Below are 22,536 nucleotides of genomic sequence, written 5' to 3'. Positions count from 1 at the left end.
GCCCCCTCCCGCTCGTCGGCTCCGAACGCACCTGCGCGCGGCCTGCGGCCGTGCTTGGTGGTTTTCGCTCGACGACCGGTCGGCCCCTTTCGATGTCCCACCCACCGCTAATTGTCGCAGTCGCTATCGAACAGTGGCTGTCGCTATTCGAATTGCGAAGAAAGAAAATCGACTGACTAGATTTGATTACTCCTCGACGCTGGAGTCGCTGAAGTACGCGCGCCCGCTGGAGGGGACCTCGTAGCGCTCGCCGACGACGTCGAAGGTCGCGGTCGACTCGATGTCGGCGGCGGAACTGCCGACGCGGACCTCGTAGGTGTCGGGTTCGACGACCAGGTCCATGTCCGTGTCGTGGAAGGCCAGTTGCGCGGTCGAGAGCGTGACGGTCACGGTCGCGGACTCGCCGGGTTCGAGGTGGACGCGCTCGAAGCCCCGTAGTTCCTGGACCGGGCGGGCCAGGCTCGGGTTGTCCTGGTGGGTGTACAGCTGGACGACTTCGTGGCCGGCCACGTCACCCGTGTTCTCGACGGTGACGCTGGCGGTGACGGTGTCGGCGGGGCCGACCTCCGTCTCCGAGAGGGAGACCTCGCCGTACTCGAACTCGGTGTAGCTCAGCCCGTGGCCGAACGGGTAGAGCGGGTCCTCGTCCGTGTAGACGTGGTTCTCGTTCCGGCTGTTGGGCTTGCGGCTGTAGTAGACGGGCAGCTGGCCGACGTTCTTGGGCACCGAGAGCGGGAGTCGCCCGCTCGGGTTGTGGTCGCCAAGCAGCACGTCGGCGATGCCGTGGCCGCCCTCCTCGCCGGGGAGCCAGGCCTGGAGGATTGCAGGCACGTTGTCGTCGATCCACTCGATGGCGTGGGGTTTGCCGGTGACCTGGACGACGACGAGCGGCGTGTCCGTGTCGTGAAGTTCCTCGACGAGCTCCTGCTGGACGCCGGGGAGCTGGAGGTCGGTGACGTCCGCGCCCTCGCCGCTGGTCGGGACGTCCGGCTGTTCGACCATGTCGGCCTCGGGATCGCTGAAGGCGATGGCCGAGCGGGTGCCGACGAAGGCGACGGCGACGTCCGAGTCCTCCGCGGCGGCGACGGCGTCCTCGAAGCCCTCCGTCGCGGGCCCGGTCGTGGTGCAGCCCTCGGCGTAGGTGACCTGGTCGCCCAGGCGCTCCTCGAGGGCGTCGAGCGGCGTGACAACCTCGCGGTTCGCGTCGCGCTCGGGGTAGTGGGCCGCGTAGGCGTAGTCGCCCAGCTGGCCCTCGGGGGTGTCGGCTTTCGGGCCGACGACGGCGACGTCCTCCTCGCCCACGAGCGGGAGCAGGTCGTCGGCGTTCTTCAGGAGCGTGACGGACTCGCGCCCGAGCTTGCGGGCATAGTCGCGGTCGGCGTCGGGGCCGAACTCCTCGGAGACCGAATCGACGTCCACGAACGGGTCGTCGAGGACGCCCTTCTCGACCTTCTGGCGGAGGACGCGCCGGGCGGCGACGTCGACCGTCTCCTCGGCGAGGTCGCCGTTCTCGACGGCGTCGACCAGCTTGTCGTAGGCGGCGACCTGCGGGAGTTCGACGTCCATGCCGGCCTCGAGGGCCTGGATACCGGCCTCGTAGTGGTCGGCGGCGACGCCGTGTTCGTCGTCGAGGTAGCGGACGCTGAAGTAGTCCGAGACGACGGTGCCGTCGAAGCCCCACTCCTCGCGCAGGATGCCCGTCAGGAGCGAGCGGTCCTTCGCGCAGGGGACGCCGTCGATGTCGTGGTAGGCGTTCATCACCGACTCGGCGCCGGTCTCGCGGATGGCCGCCTCGAAGGGGAACAGATGGACCTCGCGGAGTTCACGCTCGCCGATCTGGACCGACGAACGGTTCTTTGCACCCTCGCCGACGGCGTGGCCGGCGAAGTGCTTGACCGTCGCGGAGATGCCCTCGGTGGGGTCCTCGCCCTGGAGCCCGCGGACGTACGCGCTGGCCATCTCCGCGACGAGGTACTCGTCCTCGCCGAAGGTCTCCTCGGTGCGGCCCCAGCGGGGGTCGCGGCCGACGTCGAGCACCGGCGAGAGCGCGTGGACGGTGCCGATGGCCTGCAACTGCTCGCGGATGCGCGTGGTCATCTCCTCGACCAGGTCGGGGTTCCACGTGCTCGCCAGGCCGATGCCCTGCGGGTAGGTGGTACCGTCGGGGCCCATGTAGCCGCTCAGACACTCCTCGTGGGGGACCGCCGGGATGCCCAGGCGGGTCTCCTCCTGGACCATCTCCTGGAGTTCGTTGGTCACTTCGGCGGCCCGTTCGGGTTCGAGGCTACCGCCGCCACCGAGGCGAGTGAAGTGGCCTACGCCGTCCCCGATCAGTTCGCGGGCGTTGTCGCGGTTGATGTTCCCGTCCTCGTCCAGCAGGTGGACGGCGCTCTCGGCAGCACTCTCGTCCAGCGCCATGTACCGGGCCGGCACGGCGGTCAGCTGGGCGACCTTCTCCTCGAGGGTCATTCGGTCGAGGAGGTCGTCGACCCGCCGCTCGACGGGCAGCGATGCGTCGCGATAGGGTGGGTTGTCCGTCGCTGTCACAGCCGACCCGTCGTGGTTGAGGTGCTAAACCCTTCGGCGATTTCTCAGTCGACTACCACTTTTCGTTCCACGGAACCGAACGGCCGCGCTCGAACGTTCCGAAATCGCGCGAAGCCGTTCGTGATAACTGAACAGGAATCGGCCACAGTCGCTCGTCACCTGGTTGCCAGCTTCTCGCGCGCACCCGGCCCGCGCTCTCGGAACGCGCTCCCGTGGCCCGGTTCCCCGCGTCCGGCGTACAGTGTCGATCGTCACCGTTCCGCACACGGCACCCCAAACGGGACGCTCTTGAGGATCGATCGCAGACGTTCGGTCGTGTCTCTGGGCCTCCTGTTCGCCGTCGTCTCGGCGTTCCTGTTCGGGAGCTACCTCTTCGTGATCAAGCGGTACTTCAGCGCGTACCCGGCGACGGTGTACGTCTTCCTCGCGTTCGCCTTCGCGCTCGGCTGGTACGTCCCGGTCGCGCTGGTGACCGTCGACGGAAGCTTCTTCCCGGCCGGCTTCGGTCGAACCGGCGTCCTCGTCCTCGCGGCCACGGTCGGGTTCACGCTGGTGGGGAACCTCACCTTCTTCCGGGCCATCGCGGTCGGCGCCGTCTCCTACGTCGCCCCCATCAGCAAGGTCATCCCGGTGTTCGTCCTGCCGCTGGAGGTCCTCCTGCTCGACCAGTACCTCTCGACGCTCCAGGTAGTCGGCGTCGTCGTCGCGACGATCGCCATCTACGTCGCGAACTACCGCCCCGGCGAACTGCTCGAACCGCTGCAACGGGCGGTCTCGGCCAGGCCGGCGCAGTTCGCGCTGGCCTCCGCGGCCTCCTTCGCGGTCGTCGACGTCGGCAAGCGGACGCTGATGCAGGAACTCTCTGTCCCGCCACAGACGTTCGTCGTCGTGCTGTTCGCCACGCTGACCGCCTCGCTGGCCCCCATCGCGGCCCGGAACTGGCCGTCGGCGGCGCTCGACTCGTCGTCGACCGCAGCCGACGGTGGCACCGCCACGGTGACGGAGAAGGTGCGCGTCGACGTCCGCGGGGACCTCCCGAAGTTCGCCGCGACCGGACTGCTACTCGCGACGGCGAACCACGTCGCTATGTACGCCTTCGGCGCGCTTCCGGCCAGCGTCGCCTCACCGATCGTCAACACGCAGGCCGTCGTCGCGGTCGTGCTGGGCGGGCTGCTGCTGGGCGAGGAGCACTTCCGGATCCGTCTCGTCGCCGCCGGCCTCGCCGTCGTCGGCGTGACGATCATCGCGCTGGGCTAGCAGGTCACGGGCTGTTCCGGAAAATGTCGTCGAGAACCGGGTCACAGCGCCCGTCCCGTCTCGTCGCTCACCGCGGGTTGCGGATCAAGCCCTCGTCTCTGTCTCGGCCGTCGCGCCGACCGCTACCGAGAACGTCGACTGGATCCACGCTTCCGGGTTGTTCCGGTCGTAGAGGACCGTGTCCCCATCGTCCGTCTTGAAGAAGCCGTACTGGGCGTCGTCCGTGTTTTCGTCCTCACTCATTGTGGGAGGGCCGCACACGGGCTAGGGGCTTCGAGCGTGTAAACCCTCGGACGACGACCGATCCGGACCGTCGGCCACCGGAGAGAACCACCACCGCTTACCACCCAGTGGTCCCAGAGGATCAGTATGACACGACGATCCGCACCCGTCCGGCCCCCGGTCGTTCTCACGATCGCGGGGAGCGACTCGGGCGGCGGCGCGGGGATACAGGCAGACCTGAAGACCATCGAGGCCGGCGGCGCGTTCGGGACGAGCGCCATCACGAGCGTCACGGCCCAGAACACGCGCGGCGTCCAGGGGACTCACGGACTCCCGATCCCCGAGATCGAGGCCCAGATCGACGCTGTCCTCTCTGACTTCGACGTCGCCGCGGTGAAGACCGGGATGCTCGGCCGGACCGAGGTGGTCGAGACCGTCGTCGAGTACGCCGACCGGTTGCCGAACCTCGTCGTCGACCCGGTGATGGTCGCCGCGTCGGGCGACCGCCTGCTCGAACCCGCGGCGGAGTCGGCCTACGAGGACCTCGTCGCCGCGGCGACGCTCGTGACGCCCAACGCCGACGAGGCCGAGGTGCTGACAGGCGTCGAAGTGACCGACGTCGACGCCGCCCGGGAGGCCGGGGAGACACTGGTCGGGATGGGCGCCGACGCCGCGCTCGTCAAGGGCGGGCACGTCCCCGGCGACGACGTCGTCGACGTGCTCGTCACCGAGGAGACGACCCACAGCTTCCGGCACGACCGGGTCGACACTACCGCGACCCACGGCTCGGGCTGTACGCTCTCCAGCGCCGTGGCGACGCGACTGGCCCACGGCGACGACCTGCCGAGCGCCGTGGGCGACGGCGTCTCCCTGCTGGCCGCGGCGGTCCGCTACGGCGTCGACGTCGGCGAGGGACCCGGGTCGGTCCACCACCTCGTCGAGGCGCGGAACGAGGCGGCCCGCGGCGAGACCGTCGAGGCCGTCGAGCGCGTCGTCGGCCTGCTCGTCGACCGGGCGCCGAGAGCACTGGTTCCGGCCGACGGGACGAACGTCGCCGGCACGACGCCCTACGCCGAATCGCCCCGGGACGTCGCGGCCGTCGAGGGCGGCATCGGTCGAACGCGGGACGGACTGCGACCCAACCGCGGCGTTCGCTTCGGAGCCGGCGGTCGGCTCGCGTCCCTGGTCCTGGCCGTCCGCGAGGTGGCCCCGGCGACCCGGTTCGCACTCGAGTGCCGTCGCTCTCCGGCGCTCGACCGGGCGCTCGCCGAGTTCGACGAGCCAGTCGTCGAGCTAGCCGCCGAAGTCGGTGACACCGACGGGACGGACCGACCGCTCGCACGGCGGGTCAGCGACGCCACGGCTGACGACGACGCCCCGCCCGTCGCCGTCGTGGATCCGACGCGAGACGAGACCGGAGTCACGCTGCTCGCGCCGGACGCCGGCTCGCTCGTCGACCGGACCGAACGGCTGCTCGACGCGGTCGAGGACCGGGACTGATAGTGGTGGTCGTAATCGAGTACCGGTTGTCGTCGCGACTGGGCCGACGACACCGGTGAAAAGTTACACCCACCACTAAGACTGTTCGCCGTCCCAGGGGCCTCGTCACCGGCGCTCGCGGAGCACCGCCAGCGTCGCGACGAGCGCCACCGTCAGCGTGACCGCGAGCGCCTCAGTGCCGAGCCCCGAACTGGTCGAGCCGGGCGTGTCGGTCGGGGTCGCCGTCCTCGAGTGGGTCTGCGTGGCGGTCGTCACCGTAGTGGGCGAGTCGGTGGTCGAGTCCGTCGCGTTCTCGCCGACCGTCGTCTGCACCGGGGGCGCGCGAACGGCGACTGTCACCTCCCCGGCACCGTCGACGCGCACGGTCGTGGCCCCGGTCCGCGACATCGGGACGCTCGCGTCGACCCAGCCGGCGGAGTCGGGGGCCAGACGGACCGTCTCCGCGACGGCCAGGCCGTCGTCCCGGCGGAACACGACCGACGTCTCGGCGGGGACGGAAGCGTCGTTCTGGACCCTGGCGCGCATCTGGACGGACTCGCCTTTCATCACCTCCCGGGAGGTCACCGTGACGTCGGTGACCCGGCCCTCGGCGGGCTCTCTGACCTCGACGGTCCGTTCGTCGCCCCCGACCGCGAGTTCGTACGTCCCTGGCTCGTCGAACGTGTGGTTCAGGCCCAGCACGACCGTCTCGTTGGGCGCGACCGAGCCGTTGGCCTGGTCGACGACGCTCCCGTTCACTGCCAGCCGGGCGGTGAAGTTCCCCGCCCGCCCGCCGGCGTTCTCGACCACGGTCCCGACCCGGAGCCGTTCGCCGGGCACGACGACCACTGGACCGTCACTCGCCTCGATGGTCGCGTTCCGGTAGCTCCCCTCGACCCGGTAGGCTGCGTCGTTGCCGTCGCCGGGGAGCTGGAAGCCGATGCGGGCGGGTGGGTCGCCGAAGGCCATGACGTGTGCAGGCTGGTCCCACATCGTGACGTTCGCGGGCTCCTCGGCGTACCGGGTGGCCGCGTCAACGATCTCGTCGTCGCCGTGTTCACCGAGGGCCGCCAGGAAGTCCGACAGCGAAACCGGACCCGATTCGGCGTTCATCGCCTGGACGACCGTCTGGAGCGTCCGTTCCTGGTCGCGCGTGTTGCGAATCTGCCGGTCCAGTTGCCCGGCGACGAGCGCGCCCTTGTCGTAGTCGGGAGCCGATTGCCACGTCGACTGGTTGGCGAGGACGGCGTCGGCGTAGGAGCTGTTCGCACCGGTGCCGATCCGCTGGCTGAACGCGTCGTAGGGGACGCGTCCCTGCTCGTAGGTCAACAGCGCCGCGTAGTAACTGGCCGAGGCCTCGCGGAACCAGCGCATCTCCGGGTCGAGGGCGAAGTCCTGGCGGGTGTGGACGTACTCGTGGACCCACGGGTTCTCGGCGCTGTCGACCGGTTCGACGTCGCGGACCCAGAGGTCGGATTCGCCCGTCTGGTAGCCGCGGACGCCCCACTGGACGCCGTCGGTCGGGGCGGCGACGACGAACACCTCGTCGTCGCGGTCACCGACGCGCAGCGCGTCCGAGGCGTCGGCCAGCGAGTCGAGTACCGACCGGGGCGCGTCGCGCATGCTCGCGTTCGCGGGGACGACGAGTCTGAACCGCTGGTCGCTGGCAGTCCGCTCGTACGTCTCGTGTTCGCCGAGGTAGACCAGCCACTCCCCCGTCGCGCCCGGGCCCGCGGTCGTCGACGTCCGGTCGTACGCGACGGGGCCCGCCGACGAGTAGCGGGTCCAGTCGGTCGTGACGGGCGGGCGCTGGAACAGGGCCCAGTCGCCCGCGTCGACGGCGACCAGGTCTCCGTCGGTCCCATCGGGCCCCGTCTCGTTCAGCGACTCGTTGACCGGAATCGTGTACGTGATCGAGGGAGTGCTCGTCGTCTCGTCCCAGCGGTACTCGCGCCAGCCGTCACGGACGAAGCCGTCTGTTTCGGTCACTTCGGCGTCGTCGGGGAGTTCGGTGTGGAGCGAGACCACGCCGCTGGAGATTGTATACTCCAGCTCGACCGACACCTCACCGGGTGTCGACGGCGTCAGCGCGAACTCCTGGGTCGCGTTGATAGTCGTTCCGTCGTCGCTCTGGAAGCCGATCTGGGCCGGGCCGGAGCTGTCCTGGCGCGGCGCGACGTCGCCACTCGCCACGGCCGGAGCGACCGCGCCGGTCAACAGGACCGACGCGAACACGAGGACGAGCACGGCGCGGCGCGCCAGGCGCATTGGGATCCGTTAGCAACTGGGAGGTGAAATACCTGATCCGTGTTTTCCGCGCGAGACGGCCGATTCCGGGGAGTCGCTCCGAAAACGGGCCCGGAACGATTCGAGCGACGCGCACGCCTCCGCACCGCCCGTCACCGCCGAGGCGGACCCACAACCCCTATGCCGCCCACGCACGCACGGGTGGGTATGACCGAGGCGACGGGCATCGTCGGGGAGTTCCTCGCGCTGAAGGAGAGCACCGACGCGGACGTGCTGGCGATGCAGTGTGGGGACTTCTACGAGTTCTTCGCCGACGACGCCGAACTCGTCGCGGACGAACTCGACCTCACCGTCTCCCAGAAGTCCTCCCACGGCTCGTCCTATCCGATGGCCGGCGTCCCCCTCACCGAACTCACGCCGTACGTCTCCGCGCTGGTCGAGCGGGGCTACCGGGTCGCCGTCGCCGACCAGCACGAGACCGAGGACGGCCACGCCAGGGAGATAACCCGCGTCGTCACGCCTGGGACGCTCCTCGAAACGACGGACGACGCCGCCCAGTACCTCGCGGCCGTCGTCCGAGAGGAGGGTGGCGGCGCGCGACGGAGCGACGGGACCGCCGGCGACTCCTACGGCCTCGCGTTCGCCGACGTGACGACCGGCCAGTTCCACGTCACCGAACTGGACGGCGAGGACGCCGCAGCGACCGCCCAGACGGAGCTGTACAAGTTCGACCCGGCGGAGGTGTTGCCCGGGCCCGAGTTGCGCGCCGACGACGACTTCCTCGACCAGGTGCGCGAGCGCACTGACGCGTCGCTGACGCTACACTCTGCCGAGTCCTTCGCCCCGGCCCGCTCTCGCCACCGCGTGCGCGAGCACTTCGGCAAAGAGACCCTGGAGAGCGTCGGCGTCGAGGGGAACGACGCCGCGATCAGGGCCGCGGGCGCCGTCCTCTCCTACGTCGAGGAGACCGGCGTGGGCACGCTGGCGTCGGTGACGCGGCTCCAGGCCTACGGTGCGACGGACCACGTCGACCTCGACGCGACGACCCAGCGCAACCTCGAACTCACCGAGACGATGCAGGGCGAGGGCGACGGCTCGCTGTTCGACACGCTCGACCACACCGTCACGTCCGCCGGCGCGCGCCTGCTGCGCCAGTGGATCCAGCGGCCCCGCCGCGACCGGGGCGAACTCGCTCGCCGGCAGCAGTCCGTCGCCGCACTCGCCGAGGCGGCGATGGCCCGCGAGGAGCTACGCGAGACTCTCGACCCGGTGTACGACCTGGAACGGCTGGCCTCGAAGGCCGTCTCGGGCAGCGCCGACGCCAGGGACCTGCGCTCCGTCGGCGAAACGCTCGCGCTGCTGGACGCCGTCACCGACCTGGTCGACCGGACCGACCGCCTCGCTGAGTCGCCCCTCGTCGACGTGCTCTCGCGACTCGACCGCGAGGCGGTCGGCGCCCTGGCCGGCGAAATCGACGATGCGCTCGTCGAGGAGCCGCCGGGGACCGTCACCCAGGGCGGGCTCTTCCGGACGGGCTACGACGACGACCTGGACGACCTCGTCGCGAGTCACGAGGAAGCCCTGGAGTGGATCGACACCCTGCCGGAACGGGAGAAAGGGCGGACCGGCATCACCCACCTCTCCGTCGACCGCAACAAGACCGACGGCTACTACATCCAGGTCGGCAAGTCCGAGACCGACCAGGTGCCCGAGGAGTACGACGCCATCAAGACGCTGAAGAACTCCGAGCGCTACACCATCCCGGAACTGCAGGAGCGCGAGCGGGAGGTCCTCCGGCTGGAGGAGCGCCGCCACGACATGGAGTACGAACTGTTCGAGGAACTCCGGGAGCGTGTCGCCGCCCGCGCAGAGTTGCTCCAGGACGTCGGCCGGGCGCTCGCCGAACTCGACGCGCTGGCGAGTCTCGCGACCCACGCCGTCCGCAACGACTGGACCCGGCCCGACCTCTCCGACGGCCGCGAACTCGACGTCCAGGGTGGCCGCCACCCGGTCGTCGAGCAGACCACCGAGTTCGTCCCGAACGACCTTCGACTGGACGAGGAGCGCCAGTTCCTGATCGTCACCGGTCCCAACATGTCCGGGAAGTCGACCTACATGCGCCAGGCGGCGCTCATCACGCTGCTCGCCCAGGTCGGGAGCTTCGTCCCCGCGCGGTCGGCGCGCGTCGGCCTGGTCGACGGTATCTACACTCGCGTCGGCGCGCTGGACGAACTCGCCCAGGGCCGCTCGACGTTCATGGTCGAGATGCAGGAGCTCTCGAACATCCTCCACTCGGCCACCGACGACTCGCTCGTGATTCTGGACGAGGTGGGCCGCGGGACGGCGACGTACGACGGCATCTCCATCGCCTGGGCCGCGACGGAGTATCTCGCCAACCAGATCCAGGCGAAGACGCTGTTCGCGACCCACTACCACGAACTCACCTCGCTCGGCGAGAAGCTCCCGAAGGTCGAGAACGTCCACGTCGCCGCCGACGAGTCCGACGGCGAGGTGACGTTCCTCAGGACTGTGCGTGACGGCCCGACGAATCGCTCGTACGGGGTCCACGTCGCGGATCTTGCCGGTGTCCCCGAGCCCGTCGTCGACCGCTCGCGGGACGTCCTCGACAGGCTCCGCGAGGAGAAAGCGATCGAGGTCCAGGGCGGCGACCGGAGCGACGGCAAGGAGTCGACGCAGGTCGTCTTCGACCTCGGGTCGGGCGAGTTGAACGCCGGGGAGACGAGCGCCACCGGACAACAGATCGCGACCGACGGGAGCCAGAAGGAAGCGCCCGCGAGCGACTCGGGCGGCCAGTCGCTCGATCCCGAGACAGAAGCGATCCTCGACGAACTCGACGACGTCGACGTCAACGAGACGCCGCCCGTCGAACTGATGGCGAAGGTCCAGGAGTGGCAGGAGAAACTCGGGGAGCGAGACGGCGAGGTCAGTTGAGGGCGATGGATCGACCGGCGTAGGTGACGGCTCACATAATTAGATCGACCGTATGTCGCCTGGCGACGACGGGGTATTCCGCTTCGTACTCGTTCCCCTCCAGCACGAGGGTGAGATCAACCTTCTTCGGCGCCCGTTCTAGAATCGCCTCGAACGGGACGTTCGGGGCTTCCATATCTTGCAATTGACCGGCATTCAAAATATAGAAAATGCAGATCGCCTCCTCCAGGTAATGCCTCGACTGAATCATATTTATCCCGGTAACTTCGCCGTCGAATCGTGATTTCAACGCGTCCAGAACGGCATTTTTGGCGACCGTCTCGCTCTGCATTTTCGCCCACTTGCGAAACGAATTCGTCTCGATTCGTGGGTGGCTACCCGGACCAAGGTGTGTTACAGTGTGGTTCGACGAATGGTACTCGATCACGTTATCCATCTGGTGGCGCTCGCCAAGTGAAATCGGGTCACCCTGCGTTCGTGGCGGGCCCGTAATCAGGTCCGGCTTGAACGCCGCGACGCCACCGAGAGTAGCGAGCACTCCGCCACCGCCAATTAGCGAAAGTAATTTTCGCCGTTTCATATCGGCGATAATAGCCCCTGATTGGATATTATTGTTGTATTAGAATTGTAGATTATATGATCTCCTCACGTTCAAAGAAAGGTTTCACTGCAGCCACAGTGGCAGGCGAAACTCGGGAAGCGAGACGGCGAGGTCAGTTGAAGTCGACTAGATCGAGCGTTACGCGCTCGGCGACGACGGGGTATTCGGCCTCGTACTCGTTCCCCTCCAAGACGACCGTGAGGTCGACCGTCGACGGCGCCCGTTCTAGAATCGCCTCGAACGGAACGTTTGGTGCTTCCATCTCTGGCATTCCATCGCCATTGAGAACATACAGCACACGGAGAGCTTTCTCCAGGTACTGTCTGGACCTGTGAATCGAAATACCAGTGACTTCGTCGTCGAAACGAGAGTGTATCGCCTGTAATACAGCGTTGGCAGCGATCGTCTCACTCTGTGTTTTCGCCCATTCGGTAAATGGAATCGTTTCGGTAAGATTCTCGGTTCCCTGGAGCCGGTACGTCACTGACTGATTCGAGGGGTAATACTCGGTCACGTTCCCTGGGTTGTGGTGTTTGCCAAGTGAAATCGGGTCACCCTGCGTTCGTGGCGGGCCCGTAATCAGGTCAGGCTCGAACACCGCGACGCCACCGAGAGCGGCTGTCGCGCCACCGCCAAGCAGTACCGAAAGCACTTTTCGACGTTTCATATAGACGATGGTGAGACGAGGCTGTCATTAATGCTACTACTGAAGCACTCGAGAAGTCCACCCGTCGCGGGCGCAGACCGTACGAGCTGACGTTGGTCTCCTCCGACTTCAGGCGAGGAAATACCGACCGCATGGGGGATAGTAACGAGCGATGCCGAGGCCGGTGGAGTCTCGAACGATTACCGATTGTCGGTGAATACCTCTCCCACCGAATCACTAATCATAATTGCACCTTCGGAGAAGACCCGAATTCTCGTGTCCGCGTACTCGAATATCACGACACCGTTCGCCGCGTCCCGGTCCCAGAGGGTCTCGAGGGCGTCCGGATCTATCGACTCGTTCAGTGGTGGCAGTTCCATCGGATCCACCCCCTTCGAATCTGCGACGGCTTCGATTACCTCCGATACCACATTCATAATTGATAATGATGTCTGTGGGATGAAGTCAGTACACCCTCAAATATTAGGTGCGTATCTCGTCCATGTGCAGTTCACGGCTAATCGTTGTGGGTCTCGTCCCGATCTGGTGCCACTCGTTTCGTGAGTGGTCTCCTATCCGGGACCCATCGCCGCGATATCGGCGCCCACCGTCGCCAGCGCGTCGGCGGGGTTCGGGTCGCTGTCGGCCAGGTGTGTGTACCGGTGGTCCGGAACGTTCGACAGCGCCGTCGCGACGGCGTCGCTGTAGGCCTCGACGCCCGGTTCCGTCGGGTCGTCGCCGCCCCAGACGTCCCGAACGACCGTCATCGAGTCGATGCGGACCTCCAGCGTCCGTGGTTCGTAGCGGGCCAGTAGTTCGGCGAGGCCGAGCTGGAGGGCGACGTACTCGGCGGTGTTGTTCCCCGTCCGGGAGCCCACGGGCCGGCCGAGGCGGGCGAGCGGGACTTCGTCGGCGTCCATGACGACGGCGCCCGCACCCGCGGGACCGGGGTTGCCGCGCGAACTCCCATCGACGTAGAGGACGAAGCCGTCGCCCGTCACCTCCTGAACGGGCGGCCGGGTGAGGCCTGACGCCAGCAGGCCTTCGAGCGCGCGACGCAACTCGTCCCGGTCCGTCGTGGGGTCGAACAGGCCGCCGTAGCCTGGGACGGCGTCGTCGATGGCGTCCGTGGCAGCCGCCATCTCGTAGCCGACGCTCGCGAGCACCTCGTCGACGAGCGTGGCGACTGGCGAGAGGTGTTCGACCGGGAGGGGTTCGACCGGGCCGGGTTCGTCGGTCACGTCTCTGGCCCCTCTCGGTTCCAGCCCCTCGGACCATCGCTCCCGGATCGGATCGTCGAATGATCGCGCCGCTTCACGAGGATCCCTCGGTGGTCGAACGGGATAATCCCTTCAGGTGATCTCGCTCAGTGAGGGTTCTGCCCCCCTCCCACCTCCGGCGAGCGTTTTTGTACGATTACGCTGTGAACACGCCTGTGGCACTCAATTCGAGAGAGGGGATCCGGGAGCGCGCCCAGGCGCTGCTCGAACGGAGCATCGGGCCGGACGCCGAATTCCGGCCCGATCAACTGGACGCGATCGAGAGCCTGGTCGTCGACGGGGAGCGATTGCTGCTCGTCCAGCGGACCGGCTGGGGCAAGAGCACCGTCTACTTCATCGCGACGAAACTGCTCCGCGAGCAGGGAGCGGGCCCGACGCTCATCGTCAGCCCGCTACTGGCGTTGATGCACAACCAGATCCAGGACGCCGAAGCACAGCTCGGCCTCGAAGCCCGGACGATAAACTCGAACAACACCGAGGAGTGGACCGAGGCGAAGGAAGCCGTCGTCGACGGGGAGTGTGACATCCTGTTGATCTCGCCGGAACGCCTGGCGAACACCGAGTTCCAGGAAGACGTCCTGGTGGCGATGGACGAGGAGTTCGGCATGCTCGTCGTCGACGAGGCCCACTGCATCTCCGACTGGGGCCACGACTTCCGGCCGGATTACCGGCGAATCAAGCGCATCCTGCAGGAACTCCCGGACCACATCCCCGTCGCGGCGACGACGGCGACCGCCAACGACCGCGTGGTCGACGACGTCACGGACCAGGTGCCCGACCTCCGGGCCGTCCGCGGCGACCTCGTCCGTGACTCTCTGCGGCTCCAGACCGTCGATATCGGGTCGCGGTCACGCCGGCTGGCCTGGCTCGCCGAGAACGTCCCGGACCTGCCGTCGTCCGGCATCGTCTACTGCCTGACGACCGACGAGGTCGAGACGGTCACGGCGTGGTTGAACGCCCGCGGCCTCGACGTCGAACCGTACCACGGCGGGATGGACGGCGACCGCCGTCGTGAACTGGAAGACCGACTGATGGACAACGACGTGGACGGACTGGTCGCGACGAACGCCCTTGGGATGGGGTTCAACAAACCCGACCTGGGCTGGGTGATCCACTTCCAGCGACCGCCGAACCTCATCCGGTACTACCAGGAGGTCGGCCGCGCCGGTCGCGGCCTGGACGAGGCCTTCGCCATACTGCTCTCCGGCGAGGAGGACGACCGGGTCGCGGAGTACTTCATCGAACAGGCGTTTCCGGAACCCCAGGACTTCGAGACGGTCCTCTCGACGCTGGGGGGCAGTGACGAACCGCTGTACAAGTACGAACTCCTGAAAGAGACGAACCTCTCGTGGAAGGCCACCTCCCAGTGTCTCGATATCCTGCGAGTGGACAACGCGATCATCCGCGTCGACGACGGGTTCACGCGGACTTCGGCCGACTGGACGTACGACCACGAGCGCATCGAGTCGGTCACCGAGCACCGCCGGGAGGAGCTGGCACGCATCCAGGAATTCACCCAGACGGACGAGTGCCTGACGCGGTTCATCGACGACGAACTCGACGGGTCACTCGAGACGGACTGTGGCCACTGTGCCAACTGTGCCGGGCCGTTCCGTCCGGCGTCTGTCGACGACGAGGAACTCGTGAGTGCTGCCGTCGACCACTACCGTGCCGAATCGTGGGACGAGATATCCCCGCGATACTACGTGCCCGACGCGGACGGCCGGTCGAAAATCGCCGAGGACCGCAAACCCGAACCGGGGCGCGTCCTGTCTGTCTACGGCGATCCGGGTTACGGCGAACTGGTGCGTCGAGCACAGGACGACGGCGGCACGTACGACCAGGAGCTGATCGACGCGGCGGTCCGGCACGTCGACCTGGAGTGGGACCCGTCACCGGCACCGACCTGGGTCACCGCCGTGCCGTCACCGACCGACGAGCAGCGAGTCGACGACCTCGCCCGGCGGATCGCCAGCGAGCTCGGGCTGGACTACCTCCCGGTAATCGAGCGGGTCGGCGAGATGCGCCCACAGCACGAACTGGCGAACTCCTACCAGCAGCGCTGGAACGTCGAGGGAGCGTTTGCAGTGACTGAATCCGTTCGATCCGGCCCCGTGTTGCTGGTCGACGAGACCGTCGGGTCGCGGTGGTCGTCGACGGAAGCGTCGTTCGTCCTCCGTGACGCCGGGAGCGGCCCGGTCTATCCCTTCGCACTCGCCGAGCGGAACCGGTGGTAGTACCGGGTCCGTACTGGTTTTCGCCACCTCTTCCGAAAAGCGATCACAATCGGGGACCGCGACCAGTCGTCACACGACCGGGCAGGGCCGGCCCCCGGTACAGGCTCACATACCACCAGCAGATTGTTGGTAGATTGACTCGTCAGAACGGCCAGTATGGAACGTGGCTGGACGATCGACGAAAAACAGCACGCCGGGTCGGAACACCTCGACTCGGGTGAGGTATCCCGCGTCGACGAGAAGATGCCCTTCGATCCATCGGGAGAGATAGACGTGCTGCGGGAGTTCGGCCTCTCCCACGAGGACACAGTCGTCGATTTCGGCACTGGAACGGGCGTGTCTCCACTCGCGGTCGCACGACACTGTGACCGCGTCGTCGCGGTCGACGTCTCCGAACCGATGCTCGAACTGGTCGACGAACGGATCGACGCCAAGGACGTAGAGAACGTCGAGACCGTCCACGACGGATTCCTGAGCTACGACCACCGGGGCGACCCGGCGTCGTTCGCCGTCTCGAAGGACGCGCTCCACCATCTCCCGGATTTCTGGAAGGTCGAGGCGCTGAAGAACGTCGGGAACACGCTCGAAGCGGGTGGCATCTTCCGCCTGCGTGACTTCGTCTTCTCGTTCGATCCGGACGACAGCGTCCACGACATCGAGGCCTGGCTCGAAGAGAAGAAACGGACGACGGAGTTCACCGACGAAGCGCTGTACGTTCACTTCCGGGAGGAGTACAGCACGTACGGATTCGTGCTCGAAGCCATGCTCGAGCGGGTCGGCTTCGACATCCTCGAATCCACGTACGATGGAGAGTTCTACGCGGAGTACGTCTGCGAGTGGCCCGGCCATTCGTAATCAGAACCGCCGTTCCGTGAGGAATGCTGGACAGACCGTCAGAGCGGTTCGCGTTCCGGAGACGGCACCTTCCGGAGTTTTCCGGGTGTTTAGGCCACCTCGACGACGTTTGCGAGGTTTCCGAGCGAGTCGGTCCATCCCTCGTTGGCGTCGCTCGGTGAGGCGCCCTCGGGGAATCCCTCGTGGTGGACGGTGATCTCGGTCCCGTCGGGGACGTCCTCGAAGGTGACCGTCACGGTCATCTCGCCGGCCATGCTCGGTTCGTCGGTTTCGAATTCGTCCGTATAGACGATGCGTTCACCCGGAACCAGCTCCAGGTAAGTGCCGCCGAAGGTCGAATCGTACTCGGCGAATTCCTCTGTCTCGCCCGTGAACGTCATCCGGTACGTCCCGCCTTCCTCGGGCTCTAGGTGGTGGACCTCCCCCGAGAAGCCGGTCGGGGGCAACCACTGGGCGAGTTCGTCGGGATCGAGGAACGCGTTGTACACTCGTTCGGGCGATGCTTCGATGACGCGGCTCACGGTCATACTGCGGGTGTCGTTCTGTTCGCTGTTCGTCGTCGGCTCGCTTCCGCTGTTGTCGTCTGTCATTGGTCGTCAGACTCCAGATGGTCGGCCAGCGCGTCGAATCGGTCCTCCCAGAAGACGCGGTAGCGGGTCAACCAGCCGAAGGCCTCGCCCAGCGGCGCGGCGTCCAGGTGACACCGACGGACTCGCCCGTCTTCTTCGACCTCGACGAGTCCCGCGTCCTCCAGGGCCTGCAGGTGCTTCGACACCGCCGCCAGCGAGACGTCGTGGGGCTCCGCGAGCGCGGAGACGCGCTTCGGTCCTCCGGCGAGCTGCTCGATGAGCGCCCGTCGAGTCGGGTGCGAGAGCGCCTGAAAGACGGCGTCGAGGTTCAGGTCGTCGTGCTGTCGTTCAACCATCCAGTTGAATGTTAGGTTCGACAATACTTAACCACTCCGTTGAATGTGGGGAGCGAGCCGAGCACCGACCCACAAACTGCCCTCAAGAGCTACCACGACACGCTGGACTCGGAGAACGTCACAGGCGCTCTCCCGGAGGAGATCAGGCCCGTCGGTCCCGGTCAACACGAGCACGGGACCGTCCACGTCGAACGTCGGTACGGGCTTCCAACCGACACGACGACTGGTACTCACGTCTCTCGGTTACTATCGCCCGTTTCTCGTCCAGACAAGGTGTGCGAAGATCTGTCACCGGCCGTGGTAAGAGTTAACAAGCAACAATACTTACCGTCGCTATAGTCACCGCCATGCCAGACAACGCCCACGACCCGCCAGCGGTCTCGCTATCCCTGGACCGGGAGTCCCGCTGGACGCTCCACCACGTGCTTCTGGACCGCCTCGAGCGGGAAGCGAGAGCAGACGATCCGACCGGAATCGACCCGCCACCGGTGGCGGTGTTCGACGCGTTCGAGACGCTCGACGCCGGCGAGACGAGCGTCACGACGACGGAGCTCGAGGCGATGCGATCGGTCGTCGCGGAGTATCACCACTCGACGTCGTGGTGGGAACTCGAACGCTCGCGACTGGAAGGGCTCTTGCACCACCTCACCGCCCTCCTCGAGGAGCGGGGTGCGGCAGAGGCGTGATTCGAGCGGTGGGGGCCACCTGACAGACTGGGCCAGACCTGTTCGAAGGCAGTGGCCAGCCTGGAGACGGCCAGCACTGTATCCGACCGGGTAACGTATGGGCTGACCGGTCGTCAGTGTCTGGTACGATGTATCTCGGAGACGTCGCATGGCCTGACCTCGAGGACTACTTCGAAACCGAGTCACTGGCGCTGATCCCGCTCGGTTCGACGGAACAGCACGGGCCTCACTTGCCGGAGGCCACGGACCACCTCATCGCGGAAGCCTTCGCCCGCGAGGTCGCCGAACGGACCGGGTATCTCTGTACGCCCACCATCACCGTTGGCGTCAGCGGTCACCACCGGCAGTTCCACGGCACGATGTGGGTCGAGCCATCGGTGTTCCGCGAGTACGTCGCCTCGCTCACCCGAAATCTCACGTATCACGGTATCGACCGCGTCGTCTACGTGAACGCACACGGCGGGAACGTCCCCCACCTCCGTGAGGTCGGGGCGCGCCTCCGACAGGAGGAGGTGGCCTACGGAATCGAGTGGATGTGGGACGAGAGCATCCCGGACCTCGTCGACGACCTGTTCGAACAGAACGGGCCACACGGCGGCCCCAAGGAGACGGCGATGATCCAGTACCTCGACTCGGCGCTGGTCCACGAGGACCGACTGGCCGACGCGCGCGACGGTGGCATGACGAGCGTGGACGACGCCGAGATGATGCGACACGGCTCCCGAACGTTCTACGACGCGGCCGACAACACGGACAACGGCGTCCTCGGCGACCAGACGGACGCGACCGCCGAGAAAGGCGAACAGCTGTTCGATGCCGCGACGGAACAGCTGGTCCACCTCGCCGACTGGCTCGCCGACCAGGCATTCGAGGACTTGCTGCCGAGAGACCACGTCTAGAAGATGGCTTCACCGGTTCCGCGACCGACGTCGAGCGGCGGATATCACCCAAATATCTCTAGCCGGGGCGACCCCGGCGACTGGAACGTCGGGGGCAGGTGGTGGTTGGCTGACGGGACTGCGCCCGACGTCGGTGATGGCTCACCGACTGTGCATAGTCGAGCACGCTAACTTGTTAGGTAGTATGGACAAATTATAATAATAAATCGAATTGATTGAATGACGTGTCGTCCGGAACGGCCGATCGGTAGCCCCGGGTTTATGATTCCTCGAAGATACGTATCGACTATGGCAACGGAACCCAGTGACGAGGCAGTCTCCGTCGACGAGAGCCACGGGGAAGCAGACGTCGAGGCCGAGGTGAGCGACGACGAACGGACGTGGGCGATCATCGTCCACGCGATGGGGTTCGTCGGACTGGCCATCCCCCTCGCGAACGTCTTCGGCCCCCTGCTCGTGTGGGCGATCAAAAAAGACGAAGGGCCGTTCGTCGACGAGAACGGGAAGCAGGCGATCAACTTCCAGATCACGTGGACGGTGCTGTTGACCGTCTCCGCGCTGTCCATCTTCGTCGGCCTCGGACTGGTCGTCTTCCCCATCGTCGGCATCGCGTGGCTTGTCCTCACCGGTATCGCCGTGGTCCGGGCGAGCAACGACGAGGTGTACGACTACCCGCTGACGGTCGACGTGATCTCCTGAGCGCCGACGTGGCGAACTGCGGACGGTCCGAACGTATCAGGTCCGACCGCACCGTCCGGCCGATGGAATCTTCACTCACGACGGGAGACCACCTGTATGGACCTCCGGGTGCGGAAACCAGACGGGTGGACGACGGTCTCGCTGGACGACGACGTCGAGGAGGTCACGGTCGCCGGCGGCCGGACCGACGGCCACCTCTCGCTGACCCTCATCGGCGTCCGGAGCAGCCAGCCCAACGTCCGCGTCCAGGACGTCCTCGACGTCGACCCCGACGACGAGGCGAAGCTGGCGAGCGAGGTACCCCGGACCGACGACGGCACGTGCCTGCCGCTCGACCAGCTCCGTCCCGAGTAACGCTGCTTCTCCCTTCGACGTTCTTGCTCAACTCTGTCGCACTCCCGTCGAAACGCCGTTGGAGCCTTCCCTACCGGTCGGCTCCAACGAGCTTCCACGTGGGCGCGTACAAGTAGCACGCCCACGTGGAAACACCGATAGACGGCTCGCTACCGCTCGCCGTCTATCGAGCATCCACTTGCGTGCTCCACCCTGTCGCACGCAAGTGGAAACACCGTCAGTCCGCTCACGACGTTCGCTCCCTGACGAGCTTCGATTTGCGTGCTCCACCCTGTCGCACGCAAATCGAAACAGCACCCTTTTGCCCCTGCTACTGATAGCCTGCCGTATAATGGGCCGACGAAAAAAGATCGTTGAAGAATGTGAGACACTGATGGACAACCCGGAGCACATCCGGAACATCGCCATCGCCGCTCACGTCGACCACGGGAAGACGACGCTGACTGACAACCTCCTGGCCGGTGCGGGCATGATCTCCGACGAGACCGCCGGGGAGCAACTCGCGATGGACACCGAGGAGGACGAGCAGGAACGCGGTATCACCATCGACGCGGCCAACGTCTCGATGACCCACGAGTACGAGGGCGACAACCACCTCATCAACCTCATCGACACGCCGGGCCACGTCGACTTCGGTGGCGACGTCACCCGCGCGATGCGCGCCGTCGACGGTGCGCTCGTGGTCGTCGACGCCGTCGAGGGCGCCATGCCCCAGACCGAGACCGTCCTGCGACAGGCGCTCCGCGAGGGCGTCAAGCCGACGCTGTTCATCAACAAGGTCGACCGCCTCATCTCGGAGCTCCAGGAGGGCCCCGAGGAGATGCAGCGGCGCCTGCTCAACGTCATCGACGACGTCAACGAGCTCATCCGCGGCATGACCGAGGAGATGGACGACATCGAGGACTGGACCGTCTCCGTCGAGGAGGGCACCGTCGGCTTCGGGTCCGCCCTCTACAAGTGGGGCGTCTCGATGCCCTCGATGCAGCGCACCGGGATGGACTTCGCCGAGATCATGGAGCTCGAACGCGCCGACGAGCGCCAGAAGCTCCACGAGAAGACGCCGCTCTCGGACGTCGTGCTCGACATGGTCTGTGAGCACTTCCCGAACCCCATCGACGCCCAGCCCATGCGTATCCCGCGCATCTGGCGTGGCGACGCCGACTCCGAACTCGCCGACACGATGCGTCTCGTCGACGAGGACGGCGAGGTCGTTCTGATGGTCACCGACATCGGCGTCGACCCCCACGCGGGCGAGATCGCCGCGGGCCGCGTCTTCTCCGGCACGCTGGAGAAGGGCCAGGACCTCTACGTCTCCGGGACCGTCGGGACCAACCGCGTCCAGAGCGTCGGCATCTACATGGGTGGCGAGCGCGAGGAAGTGGACCGCGTTCCCGCCGGCAACATCGCCGCCGTCACCGGCCTCAAGGACGCCATCGCCGGCTCCACGGTCTCCTCCGTCGAGATGACCCCCTTCGAGTCCATCGAGCACATCTCGGAGCCCGTCATCACGAAGTCCGTCGAGGCACAGAACATGGACGACCTGCCGAAGCTCATCGAGACGCTCCAGCAAGTCGCCAAGGAGGACCCCACCATCCAGATCGAGATCAACGAGGACACCGGCGAGCACCTCATCTCCGGCCAGGGTGAACTCCACCTCGAAGTCATCGGCCAGCGCATCGAGCGCAACCAGGGCATCCCGATCAACACCGGTGAGCCCATCGTCGTCTACCGCGAGGCGCCACAGCAGCCCTCCCGCGAAGTCGAGGGCATCTCGCCGAACCGCCACAACCGGTTCTACATCAGCATCGAGCCGATGGACGACGAGATCGTCGAGACGATCAAGAAGGGCGAGGCCTCCATGGACATGCCCGAACTCGAGCGCCGTGAAGCGCTCCAGGAGGCCGGCATGGACAAGGAGACCTCCCAGGACATCGAGCACATCCACGGGACCAACGTCCTCGTCGACCAGACGAAGGGTATCCAGCACCTCAACGAGACGATGGAGCTCCTCATCGAGGGCCTCGAGGACGCACTCGACGACGGCCCGCTCGCCGCCGAGCCCGTCCAGGGCGCGCTCCTCCGTCTCCACGACGCCCGCCTCCACGAGGACGCCATCCACCGCGGCCCGGCACAGGTCATCCCCGCGATGCGCGAGGCCGTCCACAACGCGCTCATCGACGCGGAGATCCGACTCCTCGAACCGATCCAGGACGTCCGTATCGACGTCCCCAACGACCACATGGGCGCCGCCAGCGGCGAGATCCAGGGTCGCCGTGGCCGCGTCGACGACATGTACCAGGAAGGCGACCTGATGGTCGTCGAGGGCATCGCGCCTGTCGACGAGATGATCGGCTTCTCCAGCGACATCCGCTCTGCGACCGAGGGTCGTGCCTCCTGGAACACCGAGAACGCCGGCTTCCAGGTCATGGCCGACAACCTCCAGCCCGACAAGATCTCCGAGATCCGCGAGCGCAAGGGGATGAAGCAGGAGCTTCACCCCGCCATCGACTACTTCTAAGTCGATCCCTTTTCAGTTTCGTAGAATAAGGACCGTTTCGAAGAAGCTCTACCAATTTGATGATGTAAAGTTAGAGCTTTGAATATTTCAGATCCTCTCAACTAACCCCATTAGCTGAAATCGCCGTTAATG

General features: G+C 66.4%; 19 protein-coding genes. 10 read left to right on the top strand and 9 right to left on the bottom strand.

What is annotated here, in order from left to right:
- Positions 1–186 precede the first annotated feature (186 nt).
- Positions 187–2,469, bottom strand: a complete 2,283-nt coding sequence (locus tag BM337_RS09650) for a glycoside hydrolase family 3 N-terminal domain-containing protein (RefSeq protein ID WP_089817164.1) — start codon at positions 2,467–2,469, stop codon at positions 187–189.
- A gap of 393 nt (positions 2,470–2,862) precedes the next feature.
- On the opposite strand from BM337_RS09650, the gene BM337_RS09645 reads away from it, so the two are divergent.
- Positions 2,863–3,804: a DMT family transporter gene (locus BM337_RS09645; RefSeq protein ID WP_089816352.1), complete on the top strand. Its 942-nt coding sequence runs from the start codon at positions 2,863–2,865 to the stop codon at positions 3,802–3,804.
- A gap of 84 nt (positions 3,805–3,888) precedes the next feature.
- Here the strand turns inward: BM337_RS09645 and BM337_RS21105 are convergent, their stop codons facing one another.
- Complete coding sequence (locus BM337_RS21105; protein WP_177227395.1) at positions 3,889–4,047, bottom strand: DUF7331 family protein; 159 nt, start codon at positions 4,045–4,047, stop codon at positions 3,889–3,891.
- Positions 4,048–4,173: 126 nt separating this feature from the next.
- Between BM337_RS21105 and thiD the strand changes: the two genes are divergently transcribed.
- Positions 4,174–5,526: a bifunctional hydroxymethylpyrimidine kinase/phosphomethylpyrimidine kinase gene (gene thiD, locus BM337_RS09640; protein ID WP_089816350.1), complete on the top strand. Its 1,353-nt coding sequence runs from the start codon at positions 4,174–4,176 to the stop codon at positions 5,524–5,526.
- A 105-nt stretch (positions 5,527–5,631) separates the two neighbouring features.
- Here thiD and BM337_RS09635 read toward each other — a convergent pair whose 3' ends face one another.
- The gene (locus BM337_RS09635) at positions 5,632–7,773 is read right to left on the bottom strand and encodes a hypothetical protein (RefSeq protein WP_089816348.1); all 2,142 of its coding nucleotides are present in this window, start codon (positions 7,771–7,773) and stop codon (positions 5,632–5,634) included.
- 186 nt (positions 7,774–7,959) lie between these two features.
- Between BM337_RS09635 and mutS the strand changes: the two genes are divergently transcribed.
- A complete protein-coding gene (gene mutS / locus BM337_RS09630) occupies positions 7,960–10,704 on the top strand; it encodes a DNA mismatch repair protein MutS (protein WP_089816346.1) in 2,745 nt (914 codons plus the stop codon).
- A gap of 31 nt (positions 10,705–10,735) precedes the next feature.
- On the opposite strand, the gene BM337_RS09625 is transcribed toward mutS, so the two are convergent.
- From BM337_RS09625 to BM337_RS09615, 4 genes are all read right to left on the bottom strand, one after another.
- Entirely contained in the window at positions 10,736–11,284 is a 549-nt protein-coding gene (locus BM337_RS09625; RefSeq protein ID WP_143117694.1) for a hypothetical protein, read from the bottom strand.
- Positions 11,285–11,417: 133 nt separating this feature from the next.
- Positions 11,418–11,972 (bottom strand): hypothetical protein, encoded by a 555-nt coding sequence (locus BM337_RS20605; protein WP_143117693.1) that lies wholly within the window; start codon positions 11,970–11,972, stop codon positions 11,418–11,420.
- A 179-nt stretch (positions 11,973–12,151) separates the two neighbouring features.
- On the bottom strand, positions 12,152–12,388 hold the full coding sequence (locus tag BM337_RS09620; RefSeq protein WP_089816342.1) for a DdfA family disk-determining factor: 237 nt from the start codon (positions 12,386–12,388) through the stop codon (positions 12,152–12,154).
- Positions 12,389–12,523: 135 nt separating this feature from the next.
- Positions 12,524–13,192: a ribonuclease HI family protein gene (locus BM337_RS09615; protein WP_089816340.1), complete on the bottom strand. Its 669-nt coding sequence runs from the start codon at positions 13,190–13,192 to the stop codon at positions 12,524–12,526.
- 194 nt (positions 13,193–13,386) lie between these two features.
- Between BM337_RS09615 and BM337_RS09610 the strand changes: the two genes are divergently transcribed.
- Positions 13,387–15,468, top strand: a complete 2,082-nt coding sequence (locus BM337_RS09610) for a RecQ family ATP-dependent DNA helicase (RefSeq protein ID WP_218155550.1) — start codon at positions 13,387–13,389, stop codon at positions 15,466–15,468.
- A gap of 156 nt (positions 15,469–15,624) precedes the next feature.
- On the top strand, positions 15,625–16,323 hold the full coding sequence (locus BM337_RS09605) for a class I SAM-dependent methyltransferase (RefSeq protein WP_089816338.1): 699 nt from the start codon (positions 15,625–15,627) through the stop codon (positions 16,321–16,323).
- Between the two features lie 89 nt (positions 16,324–16,412).
- Here the strand turns inward: BM337_RS09605 and BM337_RS09600 are convergent, their stop codons facing one another.
- A complete protein-coding gene (locus BM337_RS09600) occupies positions 16,413–16,913 on the bottom strand; it encodes an SRPBCC domain-containing protein (RefSeq protein WP_089816336.1) in 501 nt (166 codons plus the stop codon).
- A complete protein-coding gene (locus BM337_RS09595) occupies positions 16,910–17,248 on the bottom strand; it encodes an ArsR/SmtB family transcription factor (protein ID WP_089816334.1) in 339 nt (112 codons plus the stop codon). Before BM337_RS09595 ends, BM337_RS09600 begins: the two co-directional genes overlap by 4 nt.
- A gap of 347 nt (positions 17,249–17,595) precedes the next feature.
- On the opposite strand from BM337_RS09595, the gene BM337_RS09590 reads away from it, so the two are divergent.
- The 5 genes from BM337_RS09590 to BM337_RS09570 all read left to right on the top strand — a co-directional run bounded on the left by BM337_RS09590 (position 17,596) and on the right by BM337_RS09570 (position 22,404).
- The gene (locus tag BM337_RS09590; RefSeq protein WP_089816331.1) at positions 17,596–17,934 is read left to right on the top strand and encodes a DUF7853 family protein; all 339 of its coding nucleotides are present in this window, start codon (positions 17,596–17,598) and stop codon (positions 17,932–17,934) included.
- A gap of 128 nt (positions 17,935–18,062) precedes the next feature.
- On the top strand, positions 18,063–18,833 hold the full coding sequence (locus BM337_RS09585; protein WP_089816329.1) for a creatininase family protein: 771 nt from the start codon (positions 18,063–18,065) through the stop codon (positions 18,831–18,833).
- Positions 18,834–19,121: 288 nt separating this feature from the next.
- Complete coding sequence (locus BM337_RS09580) at positions 19,122–19,532, top strand: DUF4870 domain-containing protein (protein ID WP_177227393.1); 411 nt, start codon at positions 19,122–19,124, stop codon at positions 19,530–19,532.
- Between the two features lie 96 nt (positions 19,533–19,628).
- Positions 19,629–19,886 carry a hypothetical protein gene (locus BM337_RS09575; RefSeq protein ID WP_089816326.1) on the top strand — a complete coding sequence of 86 codons (258 nt, stop codon included), beginning with the start codon at positions 19,629–19,631 and terminating at the stop codon, positions 19,884–19,886.
- 331 nt (positions 19,887–20,217) lie between these two features.
- Positions 20,218–22,404, top strand: a complete 2,187-nt coding sequence (locus BM337_RS09570) for an elongation factor EF-2 (protein WP_089816325.1) — start codon at positions 20,218–20,220, stop codon at positions 22,402–22,404.
- Positions 22,405–22,536 lie beyond the last annotated feature (132 nt).

This window comes from Halomicrobium zhouii (genome assembly GCF_900114435.1).
Lineage (GTDB): Archaea > Halobacteriota > Halobacteria > Halobacteriales > Haloarculaceae > Halomicrobium > Halomicrobium zhouii.
Note: the sequence above shows the minus strand (reverse complement) of the source record. Positions and strands in the feature narration are given on the sequence as shown.

Coding starts and splice junctions, on each gene's coding strand:
- BM337_RS09635 (WP_089816348.1), bottom strand. CDS start 7,773: ATGCGCCTGGCGCGCCGCGCCGTGCTCGTCCTCGTGTTCGCGTCGGTC.
- BM337_RS09580 (WP_177227393.1), top strand. CDS start 19,122: ATGGCAACGGAACCCAGTGACGAGGCAGTCTCCGTCGACGAGAGCCAC.
- thiD (WP_089816350.1), top strand. CDS start 4,174: ATGACACGACGATCCGCACCCGTCCGGCCCCCGGTCGTTCTCACGATC.
- BM337_RS09620 (WP_089816342.1), bottom strand. CDS start 12,388: ATGAATGTGGTATCGGAGGTAATCGAAGCCGTCGCAGATTCGAAGGGG.
- BM337_RS09575 (WP_089816326.1), top strand. CDS start 19,629: ATGGACCTCCGGGTGCGGAAACCAGACGGGTGGACGACGGTCTCGCTG.
- BM337_RS09590 (WP_089816331.1), top strand. CDS start 17,596: ATGCCAGACAACGCCCACGACCCGCCAGCGGTCTCGCTATCCCTGGAC.
- BM337_RS09605 (WP_089816338.1), top strand. CDS start 15,625: ATGGAACGTGGCTGGACGATCGACGAAAAACAGCACGCCGGGTCGGAA.
- BM337_RS20605 (WP_143117693.1), bottom strand. CDS start 11,972: ATGAAACGTCGAAAAGTGCTTTCGGTACTGCTTGGCGGTGGCGCGACA.
- BM337_RS21105 (WP_177227395.1), bottom strand. CDS start 4,047: ATGAGTGAGGACGAAAACACGGACGACGCCCAGTACGGCTTCTTCAAG.
- BM337_RS09595 (WP_089816334.1), bottom strand. CDS start 17,248: ATGGTTGAACGACAGCACGACGACCTGAACCTCGACGCCGTCTTTCAG.
- BM337_RS09650 (WP_089817164.1), bottom strand. CDS start 2,469: ATGACCCTCGAGGAGAAGGTCGCCCAGCTGACCGCCGTGCCGGCCCGG.
- BM337_RS09585 (WP_089816329.1), top strand. CDS start 18,063: ATGTATCTCGGAGACGTCGCATGGCCTGACCTCGAGGACTACTTCGAA.
- BM337_RS09600 (WP_089816336.1), bottom strand. CDS start 16,913: ATGACAGACGACAACAGCGGAAGCGAGCCGACGACGAACAGCGAACAG.
- BM337_RS09570 (WP_089816325.1), top strand. CDS start 20,218: ATGGGCCGACGAAAAAAGATCGTTGAAGAATGTGAGACACTGATGGAC.
- BM337_RS09625 (WP_143117694.1), bottom strand. CDS start 11,284: ATGAAACGGCGAAAATTACTTTCGCTAATTGGCGGTGGCGGAGTGCTC.
- mutS (WP_089816346.1), top strand. CDS start 7,960: ATGACCGAGGCGACGGGCATCGTCGGGGAGTTCCTCGCGCTGAAGGAG.